Source organism: Polaribacter sp. Hel1_85, from assembly GCF_000766795.1.
Classification (GTDB): Bacteria; Bacteroidota; Bacteroidia; order Flavobacteriales; family Flavobacteriaceae; genus Polaribacter.
In genome coordinates this window covers 1,280,405-1,305,946 of the sequence record NZ_JPDS01000002.1, presented here as the reverse complement: position 1 = coordinate 1,305,946, position 25,542 = coordinate 1,280,405, and the positions used below count along the sequence as shown (strand labels likewise).

Below are 25,542 nucleotides of genomic sequence, written 5' to 3'. Positions count from 1 at the left end.
ATGGGATCTTTAAATACCAAAATAATATTTCGCTTCTTAGGTATTACAGCAATATTAAACGGATTCTTTATGTTTATTGCGTATCCTTTTAGTGTTTATCATAATGAAAATGCTAAATGGGGTATTTTGGGCGCAGGAATTGTAACTGTAATTATTGGACTTTTACTTTACTTTTTAAACAAACCAGAGAGTACAAGTATTCAAAAAAAAGAAGGGTACTTAATTGTTACTTTGGGTTGGTTAACTCTTTCTTTAACAGGAATGTTACCTTATTTACTTTCAGAATCAATACCCAGTATAAGTAATGCTTTTTTTGAAACACTTTCTGGATATTCTACAACAGGTTCTTCAATTTTAACTGATATAGAATCTATGCCAAAAGGAATCTTATTTTGGCGAAGTGCAACACATTGGATTGGTGGAATGGGAATTATTGTACTTACAATTGCAATTTTACCTCTGTTAGGTATTGGTGGTATGCAGCTTTTTATGGCAGAAGCTCCAGGTCCATCTGCAGATAAACTTCATCCAAGAATTACAGATACTGCCAAGCGTTTATATTTAATTTATGTTACACTAACCATAGTTCAATTCTTATTATTAAAAGTTGCAGGTATGACTTGGTTTGACGCCATAAATCATGCAATGGCAACAATGAGTACAGGTGGTTTTTCAACAAAAAACAGCAGTGTTGCTTTCTATAATAATTTACCTTTTGTACAATATATTATTATCTTTTTCATGTTAGTTGCAGGAACAAATTTTGTACTAACTTATTTTGCTTTAAAAGGTAAGGTTCAGAAAGTTTTTCAAAGTGAAGAATTTAAATATTACTTTTTCGGAATTATTGGCGTATCAGCTATTATTACAATAATTATTTACTTTTTTCAAGACCCAAATTTACAAACAACCATTGCACATCCAATGATTTATGGAAAAGCAGAAAGTTCTATTAGACACTCTCTTTTTATGGTTACTTCTGTAGTAACTACAACTGGTTTTGTAACTGCAGATTTTACAATGTGGCATTTTTTTGCTACTGGTATTTTCTTTGCTTTATTTTTTACAGGTGGTTCTGCTGGTTCTACAAGTGGTGGAATAAAAGTAGTAAGACATATTGTGATGCTTAAGAATAGTTTTTTAGAATTTAAAAAGGCATTACACCCAAATGCAATTATACCAGTAAGGTATGATGCTAAAGCTGTAAATCAGTCTATTGTTTTTAATATTATTTCTTTCTTTATTATTTACATGCTTATTTTTATTTTGGCGTCTGTAATACTTACACTTTTAGGATTAGACTTTATGTCTGCATTAGGAGCTGCAGCATCTTCCTTAGGTAATATTGGACCAGCAATTGGTAGCGTAAGTCCTGTAGATAATTATGCACACTTATCTGATGGTGCAAAATGGTTTTGTTCTTTTTTAATGTTAATTGGGCGTTTAGAACTCTTTACCGTACTTATTTTATTTACTCCTTTCTTTTGGCGTAAAAACTAGTTTTTTTTAAGTAAACAAAAATTAAATTTACGTTAAAAATAAAACCCTTGTTTTACACTCATATTAACTAATTGTTAAATAGATTTTTAGTTGTTTTTGTTTCACTAAAAATTGTATTTTTATTGCAATAATAAATCAATTTAACATGAAACAAAAAAACTTTTTAAAAATTGCAATGCTTTTTACTTTTGCAATGATTACACAACTTGGTTTTAGCCAAATATTAATAGAGCATTTTAATGATGATTCTCAATTTACAAAAAGCGAATCCTTTTTCACGGATGGATCTGGTGATTATTTTGGAATTATAGACCCTACAGATGGTTCAACCAATGATTTCGACAATAACCCAAATAACAATACTCCTAGTGGTTTAGCGTCTTTTACAGGAATTACTGGTAATTATTTAACCGGAGAAGATTTAAATGGTGAAGGAGGAAACACATTTAGAGAAATAACTTGGTCTAACATTAATATAAATGGTTACACTAATTTAAATATTTCCATCGACTTAGGTGCAGTTACTAACAAATTTGATGCTGGAGAAGGTATTAAACTTGAGTATAAAATAGATGCTGGTTCATATACCGAAATTTTTGATTTTACTAGTCCTGGTGGAAATAGTGCTTTGACAGATGGTGTTACATCGTTAAATTTAGTATTACAAACTATAACAGAAAACATTCCATCAACTGGAGTTTCTTTGGATTTAAAATTAACAGTTAGAGGAGAAGCTGGAGATGAACAATTCGTAATAGATGAATTAATATTAAATGGCACAGCACCTTCTACTCCAACTATTGGTTTTGATGCAGCAACAAGTTCTCAAACTGAAACAGATGCTACTTTTAACGTAAACTTACCAGTAACAGTTTCTAATTATGATGGAAATCAAATAGATGTTAATGTTTCGGTAACTGGAGGAACTGCAGAAGCTGGAGACTATACATTAAACACAAGTACATTATCTTATACTGCAGATGGTTCTCAAAATATTTCTTTAGACATTATTCCTGACACAGAAGATTTTGATGATGAAACCATTATTTTAACAATTACCGAAACAAGTTCTGTAACTGGTTTAGTTATCTCTCAATCTACACATACTGTAACAATAAATGATGACGAAAATCCACCAACTATTGGTTTTGATACTGCAACAAGTTCTCAAACAGAAACAAATACAACTTTTAATGTATCAATACCCGTTACTGTTTCAGATTATTCAGGAACACAAATAGATGTTAGTGTCGCTTCTTCAGGAACTGCAGAAGGAGCAGATTTTACTTTAAACACTACAAGTCTTTCTTTTACTACAGATGAATCTCAAAACATTTCTTTAGATATAAATGCTGATGCTGATGCTGATAAAGAAACTGTAATTTTAACTTTAACAGAAACAAGTTCTGTAACTGGTTTGGTTATTTCTACAAGCCAACACACTGTAACAATTACAGATGATGAAATTCCTCCTGTTCCAACAGCAGGTTCCGTTTTTATTACAGAAATTCTTGATTCTGAGAATGGTTTCAACAATGATTATCTTGAGTTATTTAATAATTCTAACGAAACTGTTAGTTTAGCAACAAGTAAACTATTAAGATTTAGTTCTGCTGGAGCATATGAATATTCATTTGATTTTGGTGTAGATGAATCAACAGCATCAGTAGATGTTACAATACCTGCGAATGGTTTTTTAATTATAGCTAGAGGTTCTAGCAGATCTAGTTTTAATACTGCTAATAGTATAACTTTAAATCCTAGTGTAAATTTTAATGGTGGGCATTCAGATTTATATTTTGGAACAGGAAGAAGATGGAAACTTAAAACAGGAGGAACAGCAGATACTGATGATGGTACTTTAATAGATGATACACTTACTGGTGTTGGATCTACCAAAGATTATAGAAATATTTTTACTGATACTTTCGTAACAGAAACACCTACAGATGGAACTCCAGGAGAGTTAGAATATTTAGTATATTCTGGTGGTGCTTGGGTAAATTCTGTTGCAATGGATGGAACAACTGCTACAAAAGATGCATATTTTTATGATAATTATACAGTTTCATCAAATGCATCTGTTAACAATATTGGTGTGGCCTCAGGTAATTCTTTTATTGTAAATACAAGCTCAACATTAACTGTTACAGGTAGTGTAACTTACAATAGAAATATTACAACACCAGCTACAACTGGAGATACAAATTTAGACAAACTAGAAGGTTGGCACCTAATGTCTTCTCCTGTTACAGGACAAGCATATGGAACAACTTGGGCAGATACAAATGAAATTGCTAGCGGAACTGCTTCTAACAGAGGTATTGCAACTTATAATAACACTGTTGCTTCTAGTAATTGGGTATATTCAGATGGTACCACAAGTACATTTGCTACAGGGGCAGGTTACTCAATAAAAAGAACTACAACTGGTGATGTTTCTTTTACGGGAACTCTAAATACTGGAGATATTAGTGATGTTGCTATTACAACTGGCACAACTAGTTATAATTTAGTAGGTAACCCATACACAGCTTATATAAATAGTGCAACTTTTTTAACAACTAATACTAGTTTATTAGACTCTGAAACAATTTGGATTTGGGATTCATCAACAAAAAATTATGTTGCAAAAATGACTGGTGATGCCTTTAAAATTGCCCCAGGACAAGGATTCTTTATAAAAGCATCTGCAGGAGGTAATTTAACTTTTGAAGAAACCTCTCAAAGTCATGAAACTGATACTTTCTTAAAAGCAATTAGCACTGAAATTGTTTTAAGTATAACTGATGGAAACTCTATAAGGTTTGCAAAAGTAAGATACAAAGAAGGAAGTAGTAAAGCCTTTGATAATGGTTTTGATGGTGAAACTTTTAAAGGAATTCCTAACAGTTTTGATATTTACACACAATTATTATCTAATAACATAAATAAAAATTATCAAATTCAATCATTACCAAATTCAGATTATGAAAACATGGTAATTCCTGTTGGTGTAAATGCTATAAGTGGAAAAGAAATTACTTTTACTGCAGAAGCTTTAAATTTACCTTCAGATACTAAAGTATTTTTAGAAGATAGGTTAACAAATGTTTTTACTCGTTTAGATAAAACTAATAGTGAATATAAAATAACTTTATCAGAGGCTCTAAATGGTACTGGTCGTTTCTACATTCATACAACTCAAAGTGCTTTATCTGTAAAAGATGATGCTATTTTAAATTCAATTAGTATTTTCAAATCAGATGCTTCTACATTAAAAATTATTGGATTTTCACAAGGGAATGCTAACATAAAGTTATTTAGTATTACAGGAAAACAAGTAATGAATGCTTCTTTTAAAACTATTGGAGCTAAATATATTTCTTTACCCAAATTAGCAAAAGGAGTTTATATTGTTCAATTGGAAACACAAAACGGTAAATTGAACAAAAAAATAATTTTAGAATAAAATCGAGAATTTTTAAATATAAAACATCATGAAAAAACAAATAAAAGATACTCAAGATATTTCTCGTAAAGAAGCAATTAAAAAAATAGGAAATTTCGGTAAATATGCAGCTTTAACTGCACTTGGAACCTATCTAATTCTTAGTCCACAAAAGGCACAAGCTCAAAGTCCAGAATCTCCTGGTACAGGTTTCTAGCAATCATATAAATATTTTATTAAAAGCGCCTCAAAATTGAGGCGTTTTTAATTTTATATATTTAATAAAATAGCTACTTTTATTCTTTATGAAAAAACAATCAAATTTATTATATAAAACAGTTGAAGACAAAACTATTGTTTGGTTTGAAAACAGTAACGAATATCTAATTTTAGAAAATACAACTGCAGATATTTTAAAAAGATTAAGCAAAGGAATCTCTGTAAATGAAATTGCTGAAGCATTATCTAAAAAACTTTCAGTTCCTATAGGTAAGACAATTGATTTTATATTGGATCTAGAAAAAAGAATTTACCAACCAAAAAGTAATGTTGAATCTGAATTGATAAATGATTACAGAGATATAAAAGCTCCAAAATCTTTTGAATTCATAAAGTATTACAAAGTTAATAATGTTGTTTTTAAAGTATCATATTTAGGTGAAAAAGAGCTATCTCTTGTACATCCAAAATTTGCTCATTTAGTAATTGATAATTCTGAAAATTTTGATTATCAATTTGATGTTTTTATTAATAATAAATACATTTTTCTTTTTGTTGATCAGAAAATAATAGGTGCTTGGAGTAATAAGAATGTTCATTATTTTCAAGGTAAATTTTCTATGCAATTGATACAGAAAATTCATCAAAAAAAGGAAGATGAATGGATGGGAGTTTTTCATGCTTCTGCGGTAAGTAATAAAAAAAAATCTATCCTTTTTTTAGGTGATTCTGGAAACGGAAAAAGCACTTCTCTTGCATTATTACAAGCTAATGGTTTTACTTGTTTAGCAGATGATTTTGTACCAATGGACATTGAAAAAAGAGAGGTTTATAGTTTTCCTTCAGCAATTTCTATAAAGAAAAATAGCTTAGAAACATTATTACCAATTTATCCGGAATTAGAAACATCTGCTGAATATAATTTTAAAAGATTAAACAAAATTGTACGTTATTTAAAACCAAATAACAAAAACTATTTTAGTCACTTACCTTGCAATGATTTAGTATTTATTAAATATGAAAAAGATTCTGATTTAATCTGTGAAAAGATTTCGAAGATTGATGCTTTCCAGCAATTAATTCCTGATTCTTGGTTATCTCCTAAAAAAGAAAATACACAAATATTTTTAGATTGGTTTACATCACTAAATTGCTACCAGTTAACCTATTCTAAAAACGAAGAAATGATAAAAACTGTTTCTAAAATATTCGAGAATGAACTATAAAGAAACCTTATTTTTTATTGGAAAATGTTTAACAATAAATCATGAAATAAAAAATAAGGTTTTAATAGAAACAGAATTAAAATCAGGCAACATCGATTGGGATCCTGTTGTAAAAGTAAGTACTGCACATTTTGTGTTTCCGGCGTTATATTGCAATCTTAAACAAGCTAATTTCCTTCATTATTTACCAAAAGAATTGGTGAATTACATGGTTCATATTACTGATTTAAATCGTGAACGGAATCAACAAATAATTGAGCAAGCTAAAGAAATTAACGAGCTATTATTAGCTGAAAATATTGCACCAATTTTCTTAAAAGGTACAGGAAACCTAATTGAAGGTTTATATGAAGATATTGCTGAAAGAATGGTTGGTGATATTGATTTTATAGTATCTAAAAAAGACTTTAAAAAAACTGTAGAAATTTTAAAAATCGAAAAATATAGTGCAAAAAATGAAGTTTATATGGACTTTCATTGGCATTATCCTAAAATGGTTAAAGAAAATAGAATTGCAGCGGTAGAAGTCCATAACAAAGTTTTAAAGAAGCCCTACACTAGTAATTTAGGTTATGAAACTCTAAAAGAAAATTCATTTTCTGTAAGTAATTGCAATATTGCTTCTTTTGAGAATCAACTATTAATTACCATCTTACAAAAACAAATTAATGATAATCTATATTTTTCTAAAACCCTAACATTGAGAAATGTTTATGATAGTTTTTTATTGTCTATTAACACAACTTCAAAAAAAAGAAATCTAAAAAATAAGACTCTAAAAAAATATCTTAATAATTATAAAAGATGCGCTTCAAAGCTTTTAAATTCACCTGAAAGTTTAGAGTACACTATAAATAAAGAATCAAAAAAATATTTAGAATCGTATCTAAAAATTATAGGAAACTCTAAAAAAGAACTCAAAAAAATTAGAATCATTAACTCTTATATAAAGATTAAAGACAAAATAAAAATTTTACAATATTCATTTACAGATAAAGAGTATAGTTCATATACTTTTAGACGATTTAAAGACTTTAATTTCTTTTTAAAACAATTTGGTATAAAAAAACCTAAACCAAACGCTTAACTTCCTCAAAATCTAAACCTCCATAATTACCAGAACTCATTAAAACAACAGCAGTTTTATCTAAATTCTGATCAAATAAAAAGTCTTTAAATTCTTGTGGATTTGTATAAATAATCAAATCTTCTCTTTCAAAAGCATTTGCAATTTGTTGTGCTGTAACTTCTTCTAATTGTTTAATTTTTACTGCATGAGGAGAATAAAAAACAACTGCTATATCAGCAGCATTCAATGCTCCCTTATATTCAGCTAAAAACTCAGCATTTAAACTAGAATACGTATGCAATTCTAAACAAGCCAAAACAATTCTATCTGAATATTGTTCCTTTACAGCTTTTGTAGTTGCTTCTACCTTACTTGGTGAATGTGCAAAGTCTTTAAATACAACAGTAGAATTACTTTCTGCAATTTTTTCTAAACGTTTACTAGCTCCACTAAAATTGGCAATTGCTTCATAAAAATCATCTTCATCAATCCCCATATGCTGGCAAATCCACTTTGCACCTGCTAAGTTTTGTAAATTATGTTTTCCAAAAATCTCTAAAGGTAAATTTCCTTCTGATGTTTCTAAAAAAGTAATTCCGTTTTCAATAAAATACTTTGGAGATTTATATGGGTATTTTTTAATATGATTTTCTGATGATTCTACAACTTCTTTTACAATTTCATCTTCCTCATTATACACCATCATTCCTCCATTAATCATAGAATCTGTAAAGATTGAAAACTGCTCTATGTAATTTTTGAAAGTTGGAAAAACATTGATATGATCCCAAGCAATTCCACTTAATAACGCAATGTTAGGTTTGTATAAATGAAACTTAGGACGCATATCTATTGGCGAACTCAAATACTCATCCCCCTCTAAAACAATAAAATCATTTTCTTCTGTTAAATGCACCATGGTTTCAAAACCTTCTAATTGTGCACCAACCATATAATCTACATCTTTTTCATGATAATTCAACACATGTAGAATCATAGAAGTAATCGTAGTTTTTCCATGAGAGCCACCAATTACAACACGTGTTTTATTTTTTGACTGTTCATATAAAAACTCTGGATAAGAGTAAATTTTCAATCCGAGTTCTTGCACTTTTAATAACTCAAGATTGTCTTTTTTTGCATGCATCCCAAGAATAATCACATCCAACTCTGCCGATATTTTCTCTGGAAACCATCCAAATTCATTGGGCAATAAACCATACTTTTCTAAACGAGATTTAGATGGATCATGAATAGTATCATCACTTCCAGAAACTTTATATCCTTTTAGATGTAAAGCAATTGCTAAATTGTGCATTGCACTTCCTCCAATTGCAATAAAATGTATGTTCATGTATCTCTAAATTATTTTTTTGTAAAGATAATAAAGTAAGTTTTACTAACCTTTTATCTTTAATAGCTTTCTTAAAATTTTATTATAAAAAAAATGCTTAATTTTACTTTAATAATAATAAGGTTATTTTTTAACCTTCCCCTATAAAATTCTTATGTTACATAAACCCCTAATTAAAATAAAATTAATATATTTTATATATATTTTTTCTTCAATTTTTCTTGTAAATAATTTACATGGACAATGTGCTGGATCTAACAATTCTATTACAATTTGTGATAAAGAATTAGATGCAGCAAATCAAACATTCAACCTTTTTAACCAACTAGCTGGTACACCAGAATCTGGAGGTGTTTGGAAAAGTGATAATCCTCAAAATCAAACTGCTTTAGATACTGCTACTGGTATTGTAAATCTATGGAAAATTAACAGGTTTGGTGTTCACTCTTTTATATATACAAACTCAAATTGTAACGAAAGCGCAATAATTACAATTAATTTAGGTGGTTATCCTGGTGAAGACAATATTAATGGAGGTGCAAACGCATGTAGTACGAATTCTTCTGTAGATTTATATACCTTTTTAGATAATAATTTAACAGATTTAAATGCTGATATCAATGGAGAATGGGAAGAAACTCCTACTACTCCAAAAGGTTTTCTAAGTGGACAGTTTTTTAATGCACAAGCAGCTGAAGAAGGAACTTATTCTTTTACGTATACTGTAGAAAGTGTTGATAATTGTTTGCCAAAATTTGCAACAGTATTATTAGAAGTTCATAGAGCTCCAGAATCTGGAACTCCAGAAAATATTATCATCTGTAAAACTGAAGATTTCTCATTATATACTAACGTTAACTTATTCGATCAACTTACCGAAGAAGATAATGATGGAATATGGGAAGATATCGATGGAACTAATCAAATTTCAGATGCATTTGATTCAACAATTAATATTCAAGAGATATATAACACTTTTGGCCCTGGTGATTATAAATATGATTATACCGTTTTTCAAACTCATGGTGTTTGTGTAGAAAAAACATCGACTGTAATTATTTCTATTCCAGAAATTAAAGGGCAATTTGAAGTAAACAAACAATGTATAAAGAATCCTATACTAATTGAAATTCTTTATACAAACTCAAACAATGATAAAATTACGTATGACCTTGAATATGAAATTACAAATGCTAATACAAATAATTTAGTTTACTCTGGTACAATTACCAGTATTACAAATGATCCTAATGATGTGTTACTTGAAAAAACTTCTATAGAATTACCTTCTGGCGCTATTAATGAAACTGGTAGATATAAAATTACAGCCTCAAAAATATCTAATGTTAATGGTGTTATTTGCAACTCTTTAGAAATATTAGAAAATGAATTTGTAATTTATAACACAGAAACTTCTATTCCTGAGTCATGTTTTAATGGTACCGATGCTCTGATTACAATTAGCAATTTAATTGATGACAATGGAGAACAATCAAATAATTCATATAACATTAATTACGTTATAGAAGATTATATTAACAATAGCTCTAAAATTGTCGAAAATCAAGCAATAAGCTTTTCAGACGGAACAGCAATTTTACCTGTTGACATCTCAGTTTTTCCAGATAATGCTATTGATTACAATTTAACAATTGTTAATCCTACAGAAAATGGATTTGAATGTATTGACTTTGATTTTTCTGCAGCATTAATTCCTGAAGATATTCAATTAGACTTTATAATTGATGATGATTGTAGTGCTACAGAAATAAAAGCTGTTATTGATGCTCCTACTCTTCATAATGGTACTTATACAATTGATTATATAGTATCTGAAGTTGACAACTCAAATATAATATCTAAAAACACAATAATTATAACTGGAGGAATCGCAAAATATGATATCGACATTTCTAACTTAACTGCAGGTAATTATAAAGTAATACTAGAAAGTGTACAAGATGATGTGAATACTTGTAGAACAGAATTTGAATTCAAAAAAACAGCATTTTTCTCAATAAAAGGACATCCAGATGCACCAAGTCTTGATGCAAATCAATCTTTTTGTTTGAACTCAACAAATGCTCCAAAAATTTCTGACATTGTTGTTTCATCTGGAGAAAATCTTATTTGGTATGAAGACAACACAACTTTAATTTCTTTAGATATAGCTACATTATTAATAGATGGAGAAGATTATTTTGTGAGTTCTAGCAACACTGCTAATGGTTGTGAAAGTGAACAACGTTCATCTGTTGTTGTAAAAATTAATAAACCATCACTAATAACTTCTAGTAATACAAGCCCTGCTTTTTGTGCAATAGATAATGTTTCAATTGCAAATTTAGATGCAGTTGCAAAAGAAGGAAATATTCTTTGGTATGATTCTTTAACAGGCGGAAACTTATTAAATACAACAACGGTTCTAGAAAATGGAAAAAATTACTTTGCTGTAGAAAGTATTGATGGTTGCGAATTTAATACTCGTTTGCAATTTAATGTAAATATTACTTCATTAACAAAACCTACTTATACTGGTTCAAATTCATTATGCTCTTTAGATAATTTATCGCTTTTTGATTTTCAAAAAAATATAAATGCTGACATCAATTCTAATCTAATATGGTATGATTCTTTGCAAGGAGGCTTCGAAATTAATAATTCTGAAAAAATTCAAGAAAATGTAAATTATTATGTGGCAAGTATCAGTTCAACTTCAAATTGTGAAAGTGAACGTTTATTGATATCTGTTGGTCTTTCAGAATGTAATCCAGAAAATTATGGGTTTTATATTCCAGATGGTTTTTCTCCAAATGGTGATTCTATAAACGATTTATATTTTATACCTAACATAGAGCTCTTTTATCCTAATTATAGTATTGAAATTTTTAATCGATATGGACAATCTATTTTTACAGGAAATAAAAGTAAACCTTCTTGGGACGGTAAAAATAATAAATCTGGAAACAGTGCTACAAGTGGAGTTTATTTCTACATTTTAAACTATAATAAAGATAACATAAAACCTATACAGGGTAGAATTTACTTGAGCAAATAACACAATAAAAAATAGATGAAAAAAATAATCCCCTTAATAATTTTCGCATTTCATTTTTTTGCCTTTTCACAGCAAGATCCACAATATACACAATACATGTACAATCAAAGCATAATCAATCCTGCTTATGCTACAAATGATTTAGATGTTATTAATTTAGGTGCAATGAATCGTTCTCAATGGGTTTCTGCTGTTGGAGCGCCAAAAACATATACATTTTTTGCTCATGCACCTCTAACCGAAAAAATTCAAGTGGGTATCTCTTTTATTACGGATAATATTGGTGATGGTATTTTAAAAGAAAATAATGTTTATGCAGATTTTTCCTATGTATTACAATTAAGCGAAACTCAAAAACTATCATTAGGTTTAAAAGCTGGTTTTACTAATTTTCAAACAAATTTTAGTGATTTTAAGCTTCCTGATGGACTTCTTACAAACGATGAAGCTTTTAATAATCAGAATAGAATGCTACCAAATTTTGGTGTAGGTGCTTTCTATTTTACAGATGATTATTATGTCGGTTTTTCTGCTCCTAATTTTTTAAAATCAAAACAAATTGAGCAAAAACAAGGTCAGAACAGATTGGGTGCAGAAGAAATTCATTACTTTTTAACAGGTGGTTATGTTTACGAACTTAATAATCAATTTAAAATTAAACCATCATTTATGGCAAAAGCTGTAAAAGGTTCTCCAATTATCTTAGATACTTCTATAAACGTATTATTCAATAATAAATTTGAAGGCGGAATCTCTTATAGAATAAACGATTCTTTTAGCGGAATGGTGAATGTTAGAGCCACAAATAATTTAAGAATTGGTTATGCTTACGATTATACTACCTCTAACCTAGGAAACTTTAATTCTGGAACACATGAAATAATGCTACTCTTTGATCTCTATTTAATTGAGTTCAAAAAAGGGTATGACAAATCTCCAAGATTCTTTTAAAATTTAGCATTATGAAAAAAACAATAATTACAATATTCTTTTTGTGTTTTGCAGCAATTACCAATGCACAATCGTCTGATATTAATAAAGCAAACAAGTATTTTGAAAGAGCTTTTTATGCAGAGGCAATCCCTATTTATGAAAATGTTTTGGAAGACAAAACAACAATGGAAGCTGTACAAAAATTGGCAGATAGTTATTACTATTTATATAACATGCCAAAAGCGAATCGTTATTATAAATACCTAGTAGGTTTTTATGGAAGTCAAATTTCTGATGAATATTACTTTAAATATATTCATACGTTAAAAGCAATAAACAAACATGATAAAGCTAATGAAGTTTTAAAAGGTTTTTACATCAAAAAAAATGATAAAAAAAACTTAGAAAAATTAAATGAATCTATAAAATATTTAGAAAATATTAAAGCTATTGGGAACCGTTATCAAATAAAAAACTTAGCAATTAATACTGAAAATTCTGAATTTGGGGCTATTAATCAAAATGATAAAATTATATTTTCTGCTTCAAAAAAAGAAAAGAAATTATTTGAGAAATCTTATAGATGGAATCGTAAACCGTATTTAGATTTATATGAAACTCCTATTGATAAAATTCATTTAGGTGATAGTATTGTTAAAAGTATTTCTGCCAATATTAATACTAAAGTACATGAAGCAAATGCCATATTTACTAAAGATGGTAAAACAGTGTATTTTACTAGAAACAACTTTATAAAAAACAAAAGAAATAAAGACAAAAAGAATATAACGCATCTGCAAATTTTTAGAGGAGAATTAATAAATGGTGAATGGACAAATATTCAATCTCTACCTTTTAATCATATTGATTATTCTACAGAACATCCTGCGTTAAGCAACGATGAAAAAACGTTGTATTTTGCTTCTGACATGTCAGGTGGTTTTGGTTCTTTTGATATATATGAAATTGCAATTCTTGCTGATGGTGATTTTGGAAAACCTAAAAACTTAGGAAAAAACATAAACACAGATAAAAAGGAACAGTTCCCCTTTATTTCAAAAAATAATGAACTTTATTTTTCTTCAAATGGGCTTCCAGGTTTTGGTTCTTTAGATGTTTTTATTAGTAAATCGATAAATAATCAATTTTCTAAACCAGACAATGTTGGTTTGCCTATTAATTCTGGTTATGATGATTTTGCTTTTAATATAAATACAGATACTAAAGAAGGATATTTTTCATCAAACAGACCTTCTGGAAAAGGTAGTGATGATATTTATAAAGTTTCAGAAAGAAAACCATTAATTATAGAAGAATGTGAACAATCTATTGCCGTTTTAATAACTGATATAGACACAAAAGAAGTATTAGAAAACGCAACTATTCTAATTAAAAAAGGTTTCAAAACTTTAAATGAAGTGAAAACAGATTCTGTTGGTAAATTCCGTTTTAATACAGAATGTAAATTATCTTACACGCTAGTTGCTTCAAAAAATGGTTATCTGCAAGAACAAAAAATTTTAATAATTGATAATATCAGACATAAAAACAATAAAATTTCTATAGCGCTAAAGTCTTTGAAACAAATTGAGAAAGAAAAAGAAATTGCTCTACAAATAAAAAAAGAGAAAGAATTAAAATTGAAGTTAATCGCTGAGCAAAAAGTGAAGTTAAAGAAGAAAAATAAAATTGAAAAAATTATAGCTTCAGAAAAAAGTATCGAAAAAAATAATGATCGATTGTTTATAAAAACAGCAGATATAAATTTTGATTATAAACTTTGGTATTTACGAAAAGATGCAAAAACGGCAGTAAACAAAGTAATTGCTTTAATGAAAAAACATCCAAAAATGGTTGTTGAGATCGGAACGCACTCAGATATTAGAGGGCACAACCAATACAACCTTAATCTATCTCAAAAAAGGGCTAATTCTGTAAGAGAATATTTTATTGAAAAAGGAATTCAAGAGAATAGAATTTCGGCAGTTGGTTATGGTGAAACCCAACCCATAATAAAATGTAAAACAGAAGATTCTTGCACTGAAGAACAACATGAATTAAATAGAAGATGTGAATTTATTGTCAAAAAAATAGAGTAATAAATATAAAACGAGCCAATTGGCTCGTTTTTTGTATCGTTTAAAAAAAGTATTATTTATCTTTAGAACAAAACTCATTAAAAGGATAATTATCACTAAATAAAAGCTGATAATTATTTTATATAAGTTTAAAACTGATTTAAAATTACTATTAAAGTATTAAATCTAATACCTATGAAAAAAACGACAACAACGCTATTAATGATTCTTTTATTTTCTTCTTTTATTAATGCTCAAAACTCCTTTAAAAACCTTTGGCTAGAAGTAGAAAAACTTGAAGTTGACAATCTTCCAAAATCTGCCTTAAACATCGTTGAAGACATCTATAATAAAGCTGAAAAAGAAAACAATTCTCCGCAAATTATAAAAGCCCTTTTTTATAAAAGTAAGTTTTCTTTGATCTTAGAAGAAGATGCGCAATTAAAAATAATAAACAGTTTTAAAAAACATATTGGTAAAAGTGAATTCCCAACCAAAAATGTATTAGAAAATGTTTTAGCAAATTTATATTGGCAATATTTTAATCAAAATAGATACAAGTTCTACAACCGAACAAAAACAGAAAACAAAGTTGACAATAATGATTTTAGAACATGGGATTTAGACACTTTATTTGAAGAAATTCATTGTCATTTTGAAGCCTCTTTAGAAAATAGTAAGCAACTGCAAAATACAGATATTTATAAGTTTTCAGATATTTTACAAATTCAAAAAGGTGCAAAAATTTACAGACCAACTTTGTATGATTTCTTAGCAAATAATGCTTTAGATTTTTACAAATCATCAGAAACTGCTATTACAAGGCCTTCTTATAAATTTGTTTTAGACAATTCTTCTTTTTTAAGTGATTATAAAACATTTTCAAAATTAAAACTAGAAACTAAAGACAGTTTGTCTTTGCAGTTTAATGCGTTAAAAATCTATCAAAAATTAATTCAATTTCATTTAAAAGAAAACAATTTAGATGCTTTGGTTGATATTGATATTCTCAGGTTACATTTTGTGAATCTGTATTCAAGTTTTAATGATAAAGAAGCTAAATTTCTATCAACTTTAAAATCTTCAAAAAAACTTTTTAGCAAAAAAGCAGTTAGTGGAATTTACGCTTTTGAAATCGCTAAAATTCACAGAAACAAATCAGAAAACAAACTTGCAATTACAATTTGTGATGAAATAATTAAACAATTCCCTAAAAGTATAGGTGCAAAAAACTGTACTATTCTTAAAAATCAAATTAAGGCAAAATCGCTTTCTATCACTGCAGAAAAATTTATTCCTATCAATAAAAAGTCAAGAGTTTTAATTACCTATAAAAACATAGATAAACTTCATTTTACTGCTTATAAAATTACTCCTAAACAATTACAAAAAATCAATAAAACATATAAACAAAACGAAAAAATTAAACTGATTTCTTCTCTTGAAAAAGTAAGTAATTGGAATGCTACTTTAAGAAATGAAAATGACTATTTACAACACACAACAGAAGTTATTATTCCTGCTTTTGAAAACGGAAATTATCTAATTGTATCATCAGAAAGTGAAGATTTAAAAGAAGATTCCATTTATGGTACAGCTGCAATACAAGCAACAAATCTAACTTTAATAGAAAATACTTTTGATGGAAAACACAATTATCAAGTTGTTGACAGAAATACTGGAAAACCAATTAAAAATGCTTCTATACATTTAAAAAACAAGAGCAATCATGAAGATAGATATATCAACAAAACTTTAACTACAAACAAAAATGGTTTTGCTTCTTTTAAAAGTAGAAATTATTATCATAATGTAGAAATTACAATAAAAACTAAAAAAGATATTGCACTTTTTAGCAATTATTATTTATCAAAAAATTACAGTCCAAATAAAAAAAGAGACAACCATACAACTATTAAAACGTTTTTATTTACAGACAGAAGTATCTATAGACCAGGACAAATAGTTTACTTTAAAGGAATCACAATTGAAACTTATAAAGGGAAATCTACAATTGTTTCAAATAATGATGTTTCTATTACATTAAAAGACGTAAACAGGCAAGAAATTAAAGAATTAGAATTAAAAACAAATGAATTTGGCTCATTTTCAGGTGAATTTATAATTCCTAATAATGGTTTAACGGGCAATTTTACATTAGAAAGCAATGTAGATTTATTCGAAAACTATATAAATATTTCTGTAGAAGAATACAAAAGACCAAAATTTGAAACAGTCTTTAAACCTGTTACAAAAAGTTATAAAATAAACGATTCTATTACTTTAAATGGTTTTGCAAAAGCTTTTTCTGGTGCAAATATTACTGATGCAAATGTAGTTTATAGCGTTCATCGAAAAGTTCAATATCCAACTTGGTATTATTGGAGAAGACCAAATCCTAGTTCTAGTTCTCAAGAAATTACGCAAGGAGAATCTGTAACGAATGAAAAAGGAGAATTCGAAATTATCTTTAAAGCAATTCCAGACGAAAGTGTTTCAAAAGAAAATCTTCCTGTTTTTACTTATGAAATTACTGCAGATGTAACTGACATCAATGGAGAAACAAGAAGCGCTACTACAACTGTAAAAGTTGGTTATCATAGTTTATTGGCAACTGTTTCTATTGATAATAAAATAGATAAAAATCAAAATGAAACGAGTTTAAAAATTGATACCAAAAACTTAAATGGCGAGTTTGTTCCAGCAAAAGGAACCGTTAAAATATACAAGTTACAAGCACCTAAAAATCCGTTAAGAAAAAGACCTTGGGCAACTCCAGATTATCAAGATATTTCAGAAAATGAGTTTCGAAAATTATTTCCACATAATGCTTATACTAAAAGCGAGTCTGAAGATAGTAATTGGGAAAAAGGCAAACTCGTTTTCAATAAAAAATTTAACACCCAAAAATCTAAAGAAGTTCTACTTAAAAATACTAAAAGTTGGATTTCTGGAAAATATATTGTCCTTTTAGAAAGTGAAGATAAATTTGGGCAAAAAGTAAAAGATGAAAAAACAATTTCTTTACATGATACCAAAGAAAAACAAGTTGCAGACAATAAGTTATTTACAATAAACACAGATAAAACGAACTATAAAATAGGTGATAACGTTGCATTAACAGTTGGTTCTGCTTCAAAAGATATTACTGTTACTGTTCAAATTGAAAAAAACCATACAATTATTGAAACTTGTTTATTAAAGTTAAATAACACTTCAAAAACCATAAAGATTCCTGTAAACAAAGAAGATATTGGTGGTTTTGCTATTAAATATCAACTTGTAAATTATAATGATTTTAAAAGTGGAAATTTATTAATTAATGTTCCAGAAAAAATTGAAACTATTGATATTGAAACCACTATTTTTAGAGACAAATTACAACCTAGACAAGATGAAACTTGGAGTTTTACTATAAAAGATGATAAAAATAACGAGGTTGCCGCAGAAGTTTTAGCTTCTATGTATGATGCTTCTTTAGATGAATTTAAACCACATAATTGGCAATTTAATCCAATAACTCCAAAACCAACTTACTATTCTTATGGAGTTAGTCATGCAAATCAAAGTTTTGGAAACACTTATTTTAATATTAGTAATAATCAAAGAAGATATAATGGTTTTATATCAAATTTATATAATTCTTACAATTGGTTTGGCTTTACTTTAAATGGAAATAGATGGCAACATCAACAATATTTAAGAGAAGCTAAAAGAAAAATAAACAATAGTAGAAAAGAATTTGATGGAACTATTACAGGTTTTGTTTCTGAAAGAAACGGAGAACCTTTACCTGGTGTTTCAGTAATGATAAAAGGTACAACTTTTGGAACAGAAACAGATTTTGATGGAAATTATTCGCTTAAAATTAAAAAAGGTGATGTTTTAATTTTTAATTATTTAGGGTTTATTTCGCAAGAAATTTCTGTAAATAAACAAACAAATATTGATGTGTTATTAGAAGAAGATTCTCTTCAATTAGATGAAGTAGTTGTAGTTGGTTATGGAAATCAAGATAAAAGAAAACTTAATAAATCTGTAAGTGCAGTTAGAGCGCTTGAAGGCAAAGTTGCTGGAGTTGAAGTATTAATGGAGGAATCTGAAGTGGTTGAAGATGTTCCTTTTGCAGTTATGCTAACAGATGAAAAAGAAAAAATATCTTTAGAAGGAATCCAAATAAGAAAAAACTTTAAAGAAACCGCATTCTTTTTCCCGCAATTAAGAACAGATAAAAACGGACAAGTAAGTTTCAACTTTACAATGCCAGAAGCATTAACCAAATGGAAATTGCAATTATTAGCACATACAACCGAATTAAAATCAGCAACAAAAACATTACAAACTGTCACTCAAAAAGAATTAATGGTGGTACCAAATACTCCAAGATTTTTAAGAGAAGGAGATAAAATTACCTTGAGTGCAAAAATTACCAACTTAACAAATAACACTTTAAGTGGTTTTGCAAAATTAATTTTGACGGATGCTATTTCTGGAAAAAAAATCGATATTGATTTAGAAAATACAAATCCTAACAAAAATTTCACAGTAGATAAAGATGGAAATACAGAAGTATCTTGGAATCTTTCAATTCCAGAATCTGTGCAAGCTGTTCAATATAAAATTGTAGCAAAAGCTGGCGATTTTTCTGACGGAGAACAAAACGTATTACCCGTTTTAACAAACAGAATGTTGGTAACAGAAACTTTACCTATGTGGATTCGCTCTAATCAAACAAAAACTTTTACGTTAGATAAGTTGCAAAATAATACATCTTCAACGTTAAAAAACCATAAGTTGACGTTAGAAATGACATCAAATCCTGTTTGGTATGCAATTCAGTCTTTGCCTTATTTAATGGAATATCCATATGAATGTGCAGAACAAACTTTCTCTAGATATTATGCAAATACGCTGGCAAGTTTTGTTGCAAATTCGAATCCAAGAATTCAAGAAGTATTTAATGCTTGGAAATCTTCTGATGCTTTGTTATCTAATTTAGAAAAAAATCAAGAATTAAAATCAATGATTATTCAAGAAACTCCTTGGCTTCGAGATGCGCTATCAGAAACTGAACAAAAGAAAAGAATTGCTTTATTGTTCGATTTGAATAAAATGAAAAATGAGCAAGAAAAAGCTATCAACAAATTAAAAGATATTCAGATGAATTCTGGTGGTTTCCCTTGGTTTAAAGGCAGCAGATATGCAAGTACTTTTATCACCCAACATATTGCAACTGGTTTTGGTCATTTACAAAAATTAGGTGTTACTAATTTTGACAAATCAACTCAAAAATTGATTGAAAAATCAGTAAAATATTTAGATGGAGAATTGTTAGAACAATATCACAAACTTTTAAAAAGAGCTGAGGAAATTAAACAACGAGCAAAAACAAAAAAGAAAGGTGAAAAAGCATATAAAGATTATTTATCAAAAAATAACTTAGGTTATTTTACCATTCAGTATTTATACATGCGTAGTTTTTATAATGATATTTCTTTGGATGACAACCTGCAAAAAGCTATTGTTTATTATAGAAATCAAACAGTAACTTATTGGAATGATTACAATTTATATGCTAAAGGACAAATTGCTTTATCATTATTTAGAAATGATAAAAAAGAAGCTGCAAATAAAATTTTAAAATCTTTAAAAGAAAATAGTATTACTTCTGATGAATTAGGAATGTATTGGAAATCGAACACTGCAGGTTACTATTATTATCAAGCTCCTATTGAAACACAAGCTTTAATGATTGAAGTTTTCTCTGAAGTAGGTGTCATTTCGAATGAGCCTGAAAGTGCGAAGAGAAATCTCAATGATATAGACAACCTTAAAGTTTGGTTATTAAAAAATAAACAGACAAATAGATGGAAAACAACCAAAGCAACCACAGAAGCCGTTTACGCATTATTATTAAATGGAAGTGATTGGATTTCTGTAACAGAAATGGTAGACATTAAAGTTGGTGATAAAGTAATTGACCCAACAAAGTTGGAAAACGTAAAAGTAGAAGCTGGAACAGGTTATTTTAAAACTTCTTGGAATGGAAGCGATATTAAAAAAGAAATGGCTTCAGTTACTATCAACAAAAAAGGAAATGGAATTGCTTGGGGAAGTTTGTATTGGCAATATTTTGAAAATTTAGACAAGATAACTTCAGCAGAAACTCCACTTAAATTGAATAAGAAATTATTCTTAAAAGTAAATTCTGACACAGGAAAACAATTAAAAGAAATTACAGAAAACACACAACTAAAAGTTGGAGATTTAATTACTGTAAGAATAGAATTACGATCAGACAGAAATATGGAATTTATCCATATGAAAGATATGAGAGCTTCTGGTGTAGAGCCAATAAATGTACTTTCTAAATACAAATGGCAAGACAATTTGGGCTATTATGAAAGTACAAAAGATGCAGCAACCAATTTCTTTTTTGATCGTTTACCAAAAGGGGTTTATGTTTTTGAATATGATGTAAGAGTTAATAATGTTGGTGATTTTAGTAACGGAATTACAACTATACAAAGTATGTATGCTCCAGAATTTAGTAGTCATTCCGAAGGTGTGAGAATACATATTTCAAAAAAGTAAACTAAAAAAAAAAGATTACTTTAGTAAAAAATTTAAATAAAAAATCATGAAAAAAGTATTATTAGTATTTGGCTTTATTTTAGCTGCAACATTTTCTACAAATGCACAAGACATCTCAAACCATGCAATTGGTTTGCGTTTAACGAATGAAATTTCTTATCAAAAATCTATGGGTGAAAATAATCGACTAGAAGTAAATTTAGGCCTAAGAAATGATCTTAAAGCAACAGGTTTATATCAATGGGTTTGGAAAATTGAAAATAAATTAAACTGGTTCGCTGGTGTTGGTGGTGGTTTTAGTGACGATAGTTCTGTAAAATTGTTTGGTAGTGGAGTTGTTGGAATTGAATATAATTTTGAATCTCCATTTTTAGTTTCGATAGATTATAGACCAGAAATTGGAATAACAGGAGCTTTAAATGAGCTAAATTCTGACTTTGGTATTAGTGTTCGTTACCAATTCTAGTTCAAACTATAAAAATAAATTAAAAATCCTCTAAATTAATTTTTAGAGGATTTTCTTTTTTTACTAGCTTTTGCTAACGGATTAAAGTCTAAAGCCAATTGCAACCAATAATGTAAATCTTTGTCTAAATCTATAGCTTCATCGCTTAAATACACAAAACCTTTCATAGTTTTCTTTGTAAAATCCATACTTCTACATCCTTCTTTTTCTAAAGATTCTTGAAAAATATCAGGATTTATTCTAGCCATTATTTGATCTTTCATAACACCTACACACATTTTTTCATCAACCATAAAAACAAAGCCTCCAAACATTTTTTTAGGCTCAAAATGGATGCTTTTTTCTCTAAAAAATTGAGAAACTCTGTCTGCTAAATATTCTGAATAAGCCACTATTTTTTCTCTTCTAAAACAACTCTTGTTGGCGTATCTTGTCCACTAATAATACTTTCAGTTCCTTTTGCAACTGCTTTTATAGTTTGTGTAACCACTGTCATATTTAAAGTTTCAGCTTCATCAGAAGCTTTATGGTAATCTTTATCAGTATCAATTGGCGAAGTAGAAAAAGTATGAGATGGTACACCTAACCTAGCTAAAGAAGCATTATCAGATCTAAAAAATAAATTGAATTTCGCATAAGGATCTGGGTGTAATGTATAACCAGAACCTTCTAAGTTTTTCTGAACAATCTTACCAAAATCAGAACGTTCAAAACCTGTTAACCAAGCTGTATTTGGTCCAAAACTTGGTTCCTTTCCTATCATTTCTAAATTAATACCAGCAACAAATTTAGAAGCATCAATTCCCTTACCAAAATGTGTAGAACCTATTAAGCCCATTTCTTCACCCGTAAAAGCAACAAAAAGAATGGTTCTTTCATTGTTTCCTTTTCCTTTAAAATATTCTGCCAAAGTTAAAACTCCTGTTACTCCAGAAGCATCATCATTTGCACCATTGTAAATACTATCTAATTGTCCTTCTTTTTTACGAATTCCTAAATGATCATAATGTGCAGAAACCACAACAATTTCATCTTTTTTACTTTTTCCTTCTAAAACACCAATAATATTACTTGTTGTAATTTCTTTTTTTGTTTGTCTGTGTGTAAACGTAAAAGTTTGTCTATAATTAGTTAAAGTATCATAAGTACTTAAACCTATTCTTTTAAACTCATTTTCTATATATTTTGCAGCTTTTTCAATTCCTGGTGTTCCCGTTTTTCTACCTTCCATATCATCATCAGCCAAGGTATATAAATGCTTTTTAACAGTTACAGAATCTATGGTTGCTTCTTTTTTTACTGTAACTTCTTTTTTGGGTTTTGTTTTACAAGAAAACACGAATGTTACTACTAATACTAAAGTGAATAGTTTTTTCATTTTTATTTGGTTTTAAAAGGCTAAATATAGCTAATTTTATTTCGTATTTTTGCTAAAAATTTTCAAAATGGATTTATCTCTAATACCAAATATTAAACATACAGATTCTAATAATTTCTTTTTACTTGCGGGTCCTTGTGCTATAGAAGGTGAAGAAATGGCTTTAAGAATTGCTGAAAAAGTAATTACAATTACTGATAAATTAGAAATTCCTTACATTTTTAAAGGAAGTTTTAAAAAAGCAAACAGAAGTAGAATTGATAGTTTTACAGGAATTGGAGATGAAAAAGCACTAAAAATTTTACGTAAAGTTTCCGAAACTTTTAACGTTCCAACTGTTACAGATATTCATGAAGTTTCTGATGCTGCAAAAGCTGCAGAGTATGTCGATGTTTTACAAATTCCTGCTTTTTTAGTACGTCAAACAGACTTAGTAGTTGCTGCTGCAAAAACTGGTAAAGTTGTCAACTTAAAAAAAGGCCAATTTATGAGTCCAGTTGCTATGAAACATGCTGTACAGAAAGTAAAAGATGCAGGTTCTGAAAAAGCTTGGATAACAGATAGAGGTACTATGTTTGGTTACCAAGATATGATTGTAGATTTTAGAGGAATTCCGGAAATGAGAGCTTTTGCTCCAACAGTTTTAGATGTTACTCATTCTTTACAACAACCAAATCAAGCAGCAGGTGTTACAGGAGGAAGACCAGAAATGATTGAAACAATTGCAAGAGCTGGAGTTGTAAATAATGTTGATGGTTTATTTATAGAAACTCATTTTGATCCTGCAAACGCAAAATCTGATGGAGCTAACATGTTACATTTAGACAATTTAGAAAGTCTTTTAACTAATTTAGTAGCTATTAGAAAAACGATTAATGGTTTGTAAGATTTTTGTTATCTTTAAAACTATATGAAAAAGTTAATATTTTTAATTCTATTTTTATCACTAAACATATCTTCTCAAGATTTAAAAAAAGTTGATTTAATTATTTATTCCTATCATTCAATTACTTCTGCTGAGCAATTAGCAAAAAGAATTGATTATGATTTTAATACTGATATAGAAAAAATTAGAGCGTTATACACTTGGTTAACGTTAAATATTCAATATGATTATTCCGTTTCAACTAATATCAAATCTCCAGAAATAATTATTCATAACGGAGAAATAGACTTAAAATATAGATTAAGATGGATAGAAAACAATTTAGTTTCGAAAACAATTTCTACAAAAAAATCTGTGTGTTATGGTATTGCTATAACATTTAAAAAAGTTTGTGATCTTTTAAATTTAGAAAGTGAATTAATAAAAGGTTATACAAGAACACTTAATAACGAAATTAATTATATTCCTAAAAACAAAAATCATATTTGGAATGCTGTAAAAATCAATGAAAAATGGGTAATAGTTGATGCTACTTATGGTTTAAAAAGGAATGCAAAAAACTCTAAACCAAACTATTATTATTTCGATATTGAAAAAGAAAAATTAAATCTTACACATTTTACAAGTAATCCAAAATGGATTAATTATTTAAATCAAAAAAAACTTAAAAACTTTTGTTATCAACCAATATTTAGTGATGCATATTTTAAATATAATGTTGAATTAATAGAACCTTTAAAAGGAAAAATAACTTCGGAGAGAGAAAAAATTATTTTAAAAATTAGAAACATAAAACCTGAAACTGAAATTTCTTACAAATTTGAAGAATCTCTATATAGACAAATCCCCACAGTTAAGAGTAAAAATTACACAACAAATATTGTAATTGATAACCCTAAAAAAAACACAAACCTTTATATCTATCTTGATGGTGAATATGCTTTGTCTTATAAAATCACAAAACCAGAATAATTACTGTCTCTTATAAAAACCTTTGTCTTTTAGTTGATGTGCTTCTTCTAAAACCGTTAACAATACTTCTTCATTAATATCTTCTATAGTAAAATATCTTAATGATTTTACTACTTTTCTGTTTTCTGAAATTAAAAACTCATTGTATTTTGTTAAATGTGCAGACACCCAAAAAGCAACATCAACATACCCTTTTTTCTTTGATGGATTTAAATAACAAAAGGGTTTATCGTCTAAATAATAAAAAGGAATTTTCCATTTAAATTGCAAATCAACTTCAGGAAAACTTGTTTCAATCAATATCTGCAAATGCATTAATATTGATTTAAAAGGCTCTGGTTGGTTTAAAATATATGCTTCTGCAGGTTTCATTTTTGTA

At 28.2% G+C, this 25,542-nt stretch carries 16 protein-coding genes; 12 read left to right on the top strand and 4 right to left on the bottom strand.

Going from position 1 to position 25,542, the window contains the following annotated elements; genetic code table 11:
- The 5 genes from PHEL85_RS12900 to PHEL85_RS12885 all read left to right on the top strand — a co-directional run bounded on the left by PHEL85_RS12900 (position 1) and on the right by PHEL85_RS12885 (position 7,462).
- Positions 1 to 1,500, top strand: coding sequence for a TrkH family potassium uptake protein (locus PHEL85_RS12900; RefSeq protein ID WP_036825626.1), 1,500 nt, complete (start codon positions 1 to 3; stop codon positions 1,498 to 1,500).
- A 145-nt stretch (positions 1,501 to 1,645) separates the two neighbouring features.
- Positions 1,646 to 4,951 carry a Calx-beta domain-containing protein gene (locus PHEL85_RS12895; RefSeq protein ID WP_036825624.1) on the top strand — a complete coding sequence of 1,102 codons (3,306 nt, stop codon included), beginning with the start codon at positions 1,646 to 1,648 and terminating at the stop codon, positions 4,949 to 4,951.
- Between the two features lie 28 nt (positions 4,952 to 4,979).
- Entirely contained in the window at positions 4,980 to 5,147 is a 168-nt protein-coding gene (locus PHEL85_RS18000) for a hypothetical protein (RefSeq protein WP_200882356.1), read from the top strand.
- A gap of 88 nt (positions 5,148 to 5,235) precedes the next feature.
- Positions 5,236 to 6,375 (top strand): hypothetical protein, encoded by a 1,140-nt coding sequence (locus PHEL85_RS12890; RefSeq protein WP_036825621.1) that lies wholly within the window; start codon positions 5,236 to 5,238, stop codon positions 6,373 to 6,375.
- Entirely contained in the window at positions 6,365 to 7,462 is a 1,098-nt protein-coding gene (locus PHEL85_RS12885) for a nucleotidyltransferase family protein (RefSeq protein WP_036825617.1), read from the top strand. The genes PHEL85_RS12890 and PHEL85_RS12885 overlap by 11 nt, the downstream gene beginning before the upstream one ends.
- On the opposite strand, the gene PHEL85_RS12880 is transcribed toward PHEL85_RS12885, so the two are convergent.
- Positions 7,446 to 8,798, bottom strand: coding sequence for a UDP-N-acetylmuramate--L-alanine ligase (locus PHEL85_RS12880; protein WP_036825615.1), 1,353 nt, complete (start codon positions 8,796 to 8,798; stop codon positions 7,446 to 7,448). The genes PHEL85_RS12885 and PHEL85_RS12880 overlap by 17 nt on opposite strands.
- A 154-nt stretch (positions 8,799 to 8,952) precedes the next feature.
- On the opposite strand from PHEL85_RS12880, the gene PHEL85_RS12875 reads away from it, so the two are divergent.
- From PHEL85_RS12875 to PHEL85_RS12855, 5 genes are all read left to right on the top strand, one after another.
- Complete coding sequence (locus tag PHEL85_RS12875; protein ID WP_036825612.1) at positions 8,953 to 11,856, top strand: gliding motility-associated C-terminal domain-containing protein; 2,904 nt, start codon at positions 8,953 to 8,955, stop codon at positions 11,854 to 11,856.
- 15 nt (positions 11,857 to 11,871) lie between these two features.
- On the top strand, positions 11,872 to 12,807 hold the full coding sequence (locus tag PHEL85_RS12870; RefSeq protein WP_036825610.1) for a type IX secretion system membrane protein PorP/SprF: 936 nt from the start codon (positions 11,872 to 11,874) through the stop codon (positions 12,805 to 12,807).
- A gap of 11 nt (positions 12,808 to 12,818) precedes the next feature.
- Entirely contained in the window at positions 12,819 to 14,888 is a 2,070-nt protein-coding gene (locus PHEL85_RS12865) for an OmpA family protein (RefSeq protein WP_036825608.1), read from the top strand.
- A gap of 174 nt (positions 14,889 to 15,062) precedes the next feature.
- The gene (locus tag PHEL85_RS12860) at positions 15,063 to 21,461 is read left to right on the top strand and encodes an alpha-2-macroglobulin family protein (RefSeq protein WP_036825606.1); all 6,399 of its coding nucleotides are present in this window, start codon (positions 15,063 to 15,065) and stop codon (positions 21,459 to 21,461) included.
- 46 nt (positions 21,462 to 21,507) lie between these two features.
- Positions 21,508 to 21,927, top strand: coding sequence for a hypothetical protein (locus PHEL85_RS12855; RefSeq protein WP_036825602.1), 420 nt, complete (start codon positions 21,508 to 21,510; stop codon positions 21,925 to 21,927).
- Positions 21,928 to 21,962: 35 nt separating this feature from the next.
- Here PHEL85_RS12855 and PHEL85_RS12850 read toward each other — a convergent pair whose 3' ends face one another.
- Together PHEL85_RS12850 and PHEL85_RS12845 are read right to left on the bottom strand one after the other, a co-directional pair.
- A complete protein-coding gene (locus PHEL85_RS12850; protein ID WP_036825600.1) occupies positions 21,963 to 22,319 on the bottom strand; it encodes a TfoX/Sxy family protein in 357 nt (118 codons plus the stop codon).
- Positions 22,319 to 23,305 (bottom strand): M28 family peptidase, encoded by a 987-nt coding sequence (locus tag PHEL85_RS12845; RefSeq protein ID WP_036825598.1) that lies wholly within the window; start codon positions 23,303 to 23,305, stop codon positions 22,319 to 22,321. Before PHEL85_RS12845 ends, PHEL85_RS12850 begins: the two co-directional genes overlap by 1 nt.
- Positions 23,306 to 23,372: 67 nt before the next feature.
- On the opposite strand from PHEL85_RS12845, the gene kdsA reads away from it, so the two are divergent.
- Positions 23,373 to 24,191 carry a 3-deoxy-8-phosphooctulonate synthase gene (gene kdsA / locus PHEL85_RS12840; protein WP_036825595.1) on the top strand — a complete coding sequence of 273 codons (819 nt, stop codon included), beginning with the start codon at positions 23,373 to 23,375 and terminating at the stop codon, positions 24,189 to 24,191.
- Positions 24,192 to 24,215: 24 nt separating this feature from the next.
- Complete coding sequence (locus PHEL85_RS12835; protein WP_036825592.1) at positions 24,216 to 25,163, top strand: transglutaminase domain-containing protein; 948 nt, start codon at positions 24,216 to 24,218, stop codon at positions 25,161 to 25,163.
- On the opposite strand, the gene PHEL85_RS12830 is transcribed toward PHEL85_RS12835, so the two are convergent.
- Positions 25,164 to 25,535: a DUF1801 domain-containing protein gene (locus PHEL85_RS12830; protein WP_036825589.1), complete on the bottom strand. Its 372-nt coding sequence runs from the start codon at positions 25,533 to 25,535 to the stop codon at positions 25,164 to 25,166. It lies immediately after the preceding gene.
- Between the last annotated feature and the right edge of the window lie 7 nt (positions 25,536 to 25,542).

Coding starts and splice junctions, on each gene's coding strand:
- PHEL85_RS12900 (WP_036825626.1), top strand. CDS start 1: ATGGGATCTTTAAATACCAAAATAATATTTCGCTTCTTAGGTATTACA.
- PHEL85_RS12895 (WP_036825624.1), top strand. CDS start 1,646: ATGAAACAAAAAAACTTTTTAAAAATTGCAATGCTTTTTACTTTTGCA.
- PHEL85_RS18000 (WP_200882356.1), top strand. CDS start 4,980: ATGAAAAAACAAATAAAAGATACTCAAGATATTTCTCGTAAAGAAGCA.
- PHEL85_RS12890 (WP_036825621.1), top strand. CDS start 5,236: ATGAAAAAACAATCAAATTTATTATATAAAACAGTTGAAGACAAAACT.
- PHEL85_RS12885 (WP_036825617.1), top strand. CDS start 6,365: ATGAACTATAAAGAAACCTTATTTTTTATTGGAAAATGTTTAACAATA.
- PHEL85_RS12880 (WP_036825615.1), bottom strand. CDS start 8,798: ATGAACATACATTTTATTGCAATTGGAGGAAGTGCAATGCACAATTTA.
- PHEL85_RS12875 (WP_036825612.1), top strand. CDS start 8,953: ATGTTACATAAACCCCTAATTAAAATAAAATTAATATATTTTATATAT.
- PHEL85_RS12870 (WP_036825610.1), top strand. CDS start 11,872: ATGAAAAAAATAATCCCCTTAATAATTTTCGCATTTCATTTTTTTGCC.
- PHEL85_RS12865 (WP_036825608.1), top strand. CDS start 12,819: ATGAAAAAAACAATAATTACAATATTCTTTTTGTGTTTTGCAGCAATT.
- PHEL85_RS12860 (WP_036825606.1), top strand. CDS start 15,063: ATGAAAAAAACGACAACAACGCTATTAATGATTCTTTTATTTTCTTCT.
- PHEL85_RS12855 (WP_036825602.1), top strand. CDS start 21,508: ATGAAAAAAGTATTATTAGTATTTGGCTTTATTTTAGCTGCAACATTT.
- PHEL85_RS12845 (WP_036825598.1), bottom strand. CDS start 23,305: ATGAAAAAACTATTCACTTTAGTATTAGTAGTAACATTCGTGTTTTCT.
- kdsA (WP_036825595.1), top strand. CDS start 23,373: ATGGATTTATCTCTAATACCAAATATTAAACATACAGATTCTAATAAT.
- PHEL85_RS12835 (WP_036825592.1), top strand. CDS start 24,216: ATGAAAAAGTTAATATTTTTAATTCTATTTTTATCACTAAACATATCT.
- PHEL85_RS12830 (WP_036825589.1), bottom strand. CDS start 25,535: ATGAAACCTGCAGAAGCATATATTTTAAACCAACCAGAGCCTTTTAAA.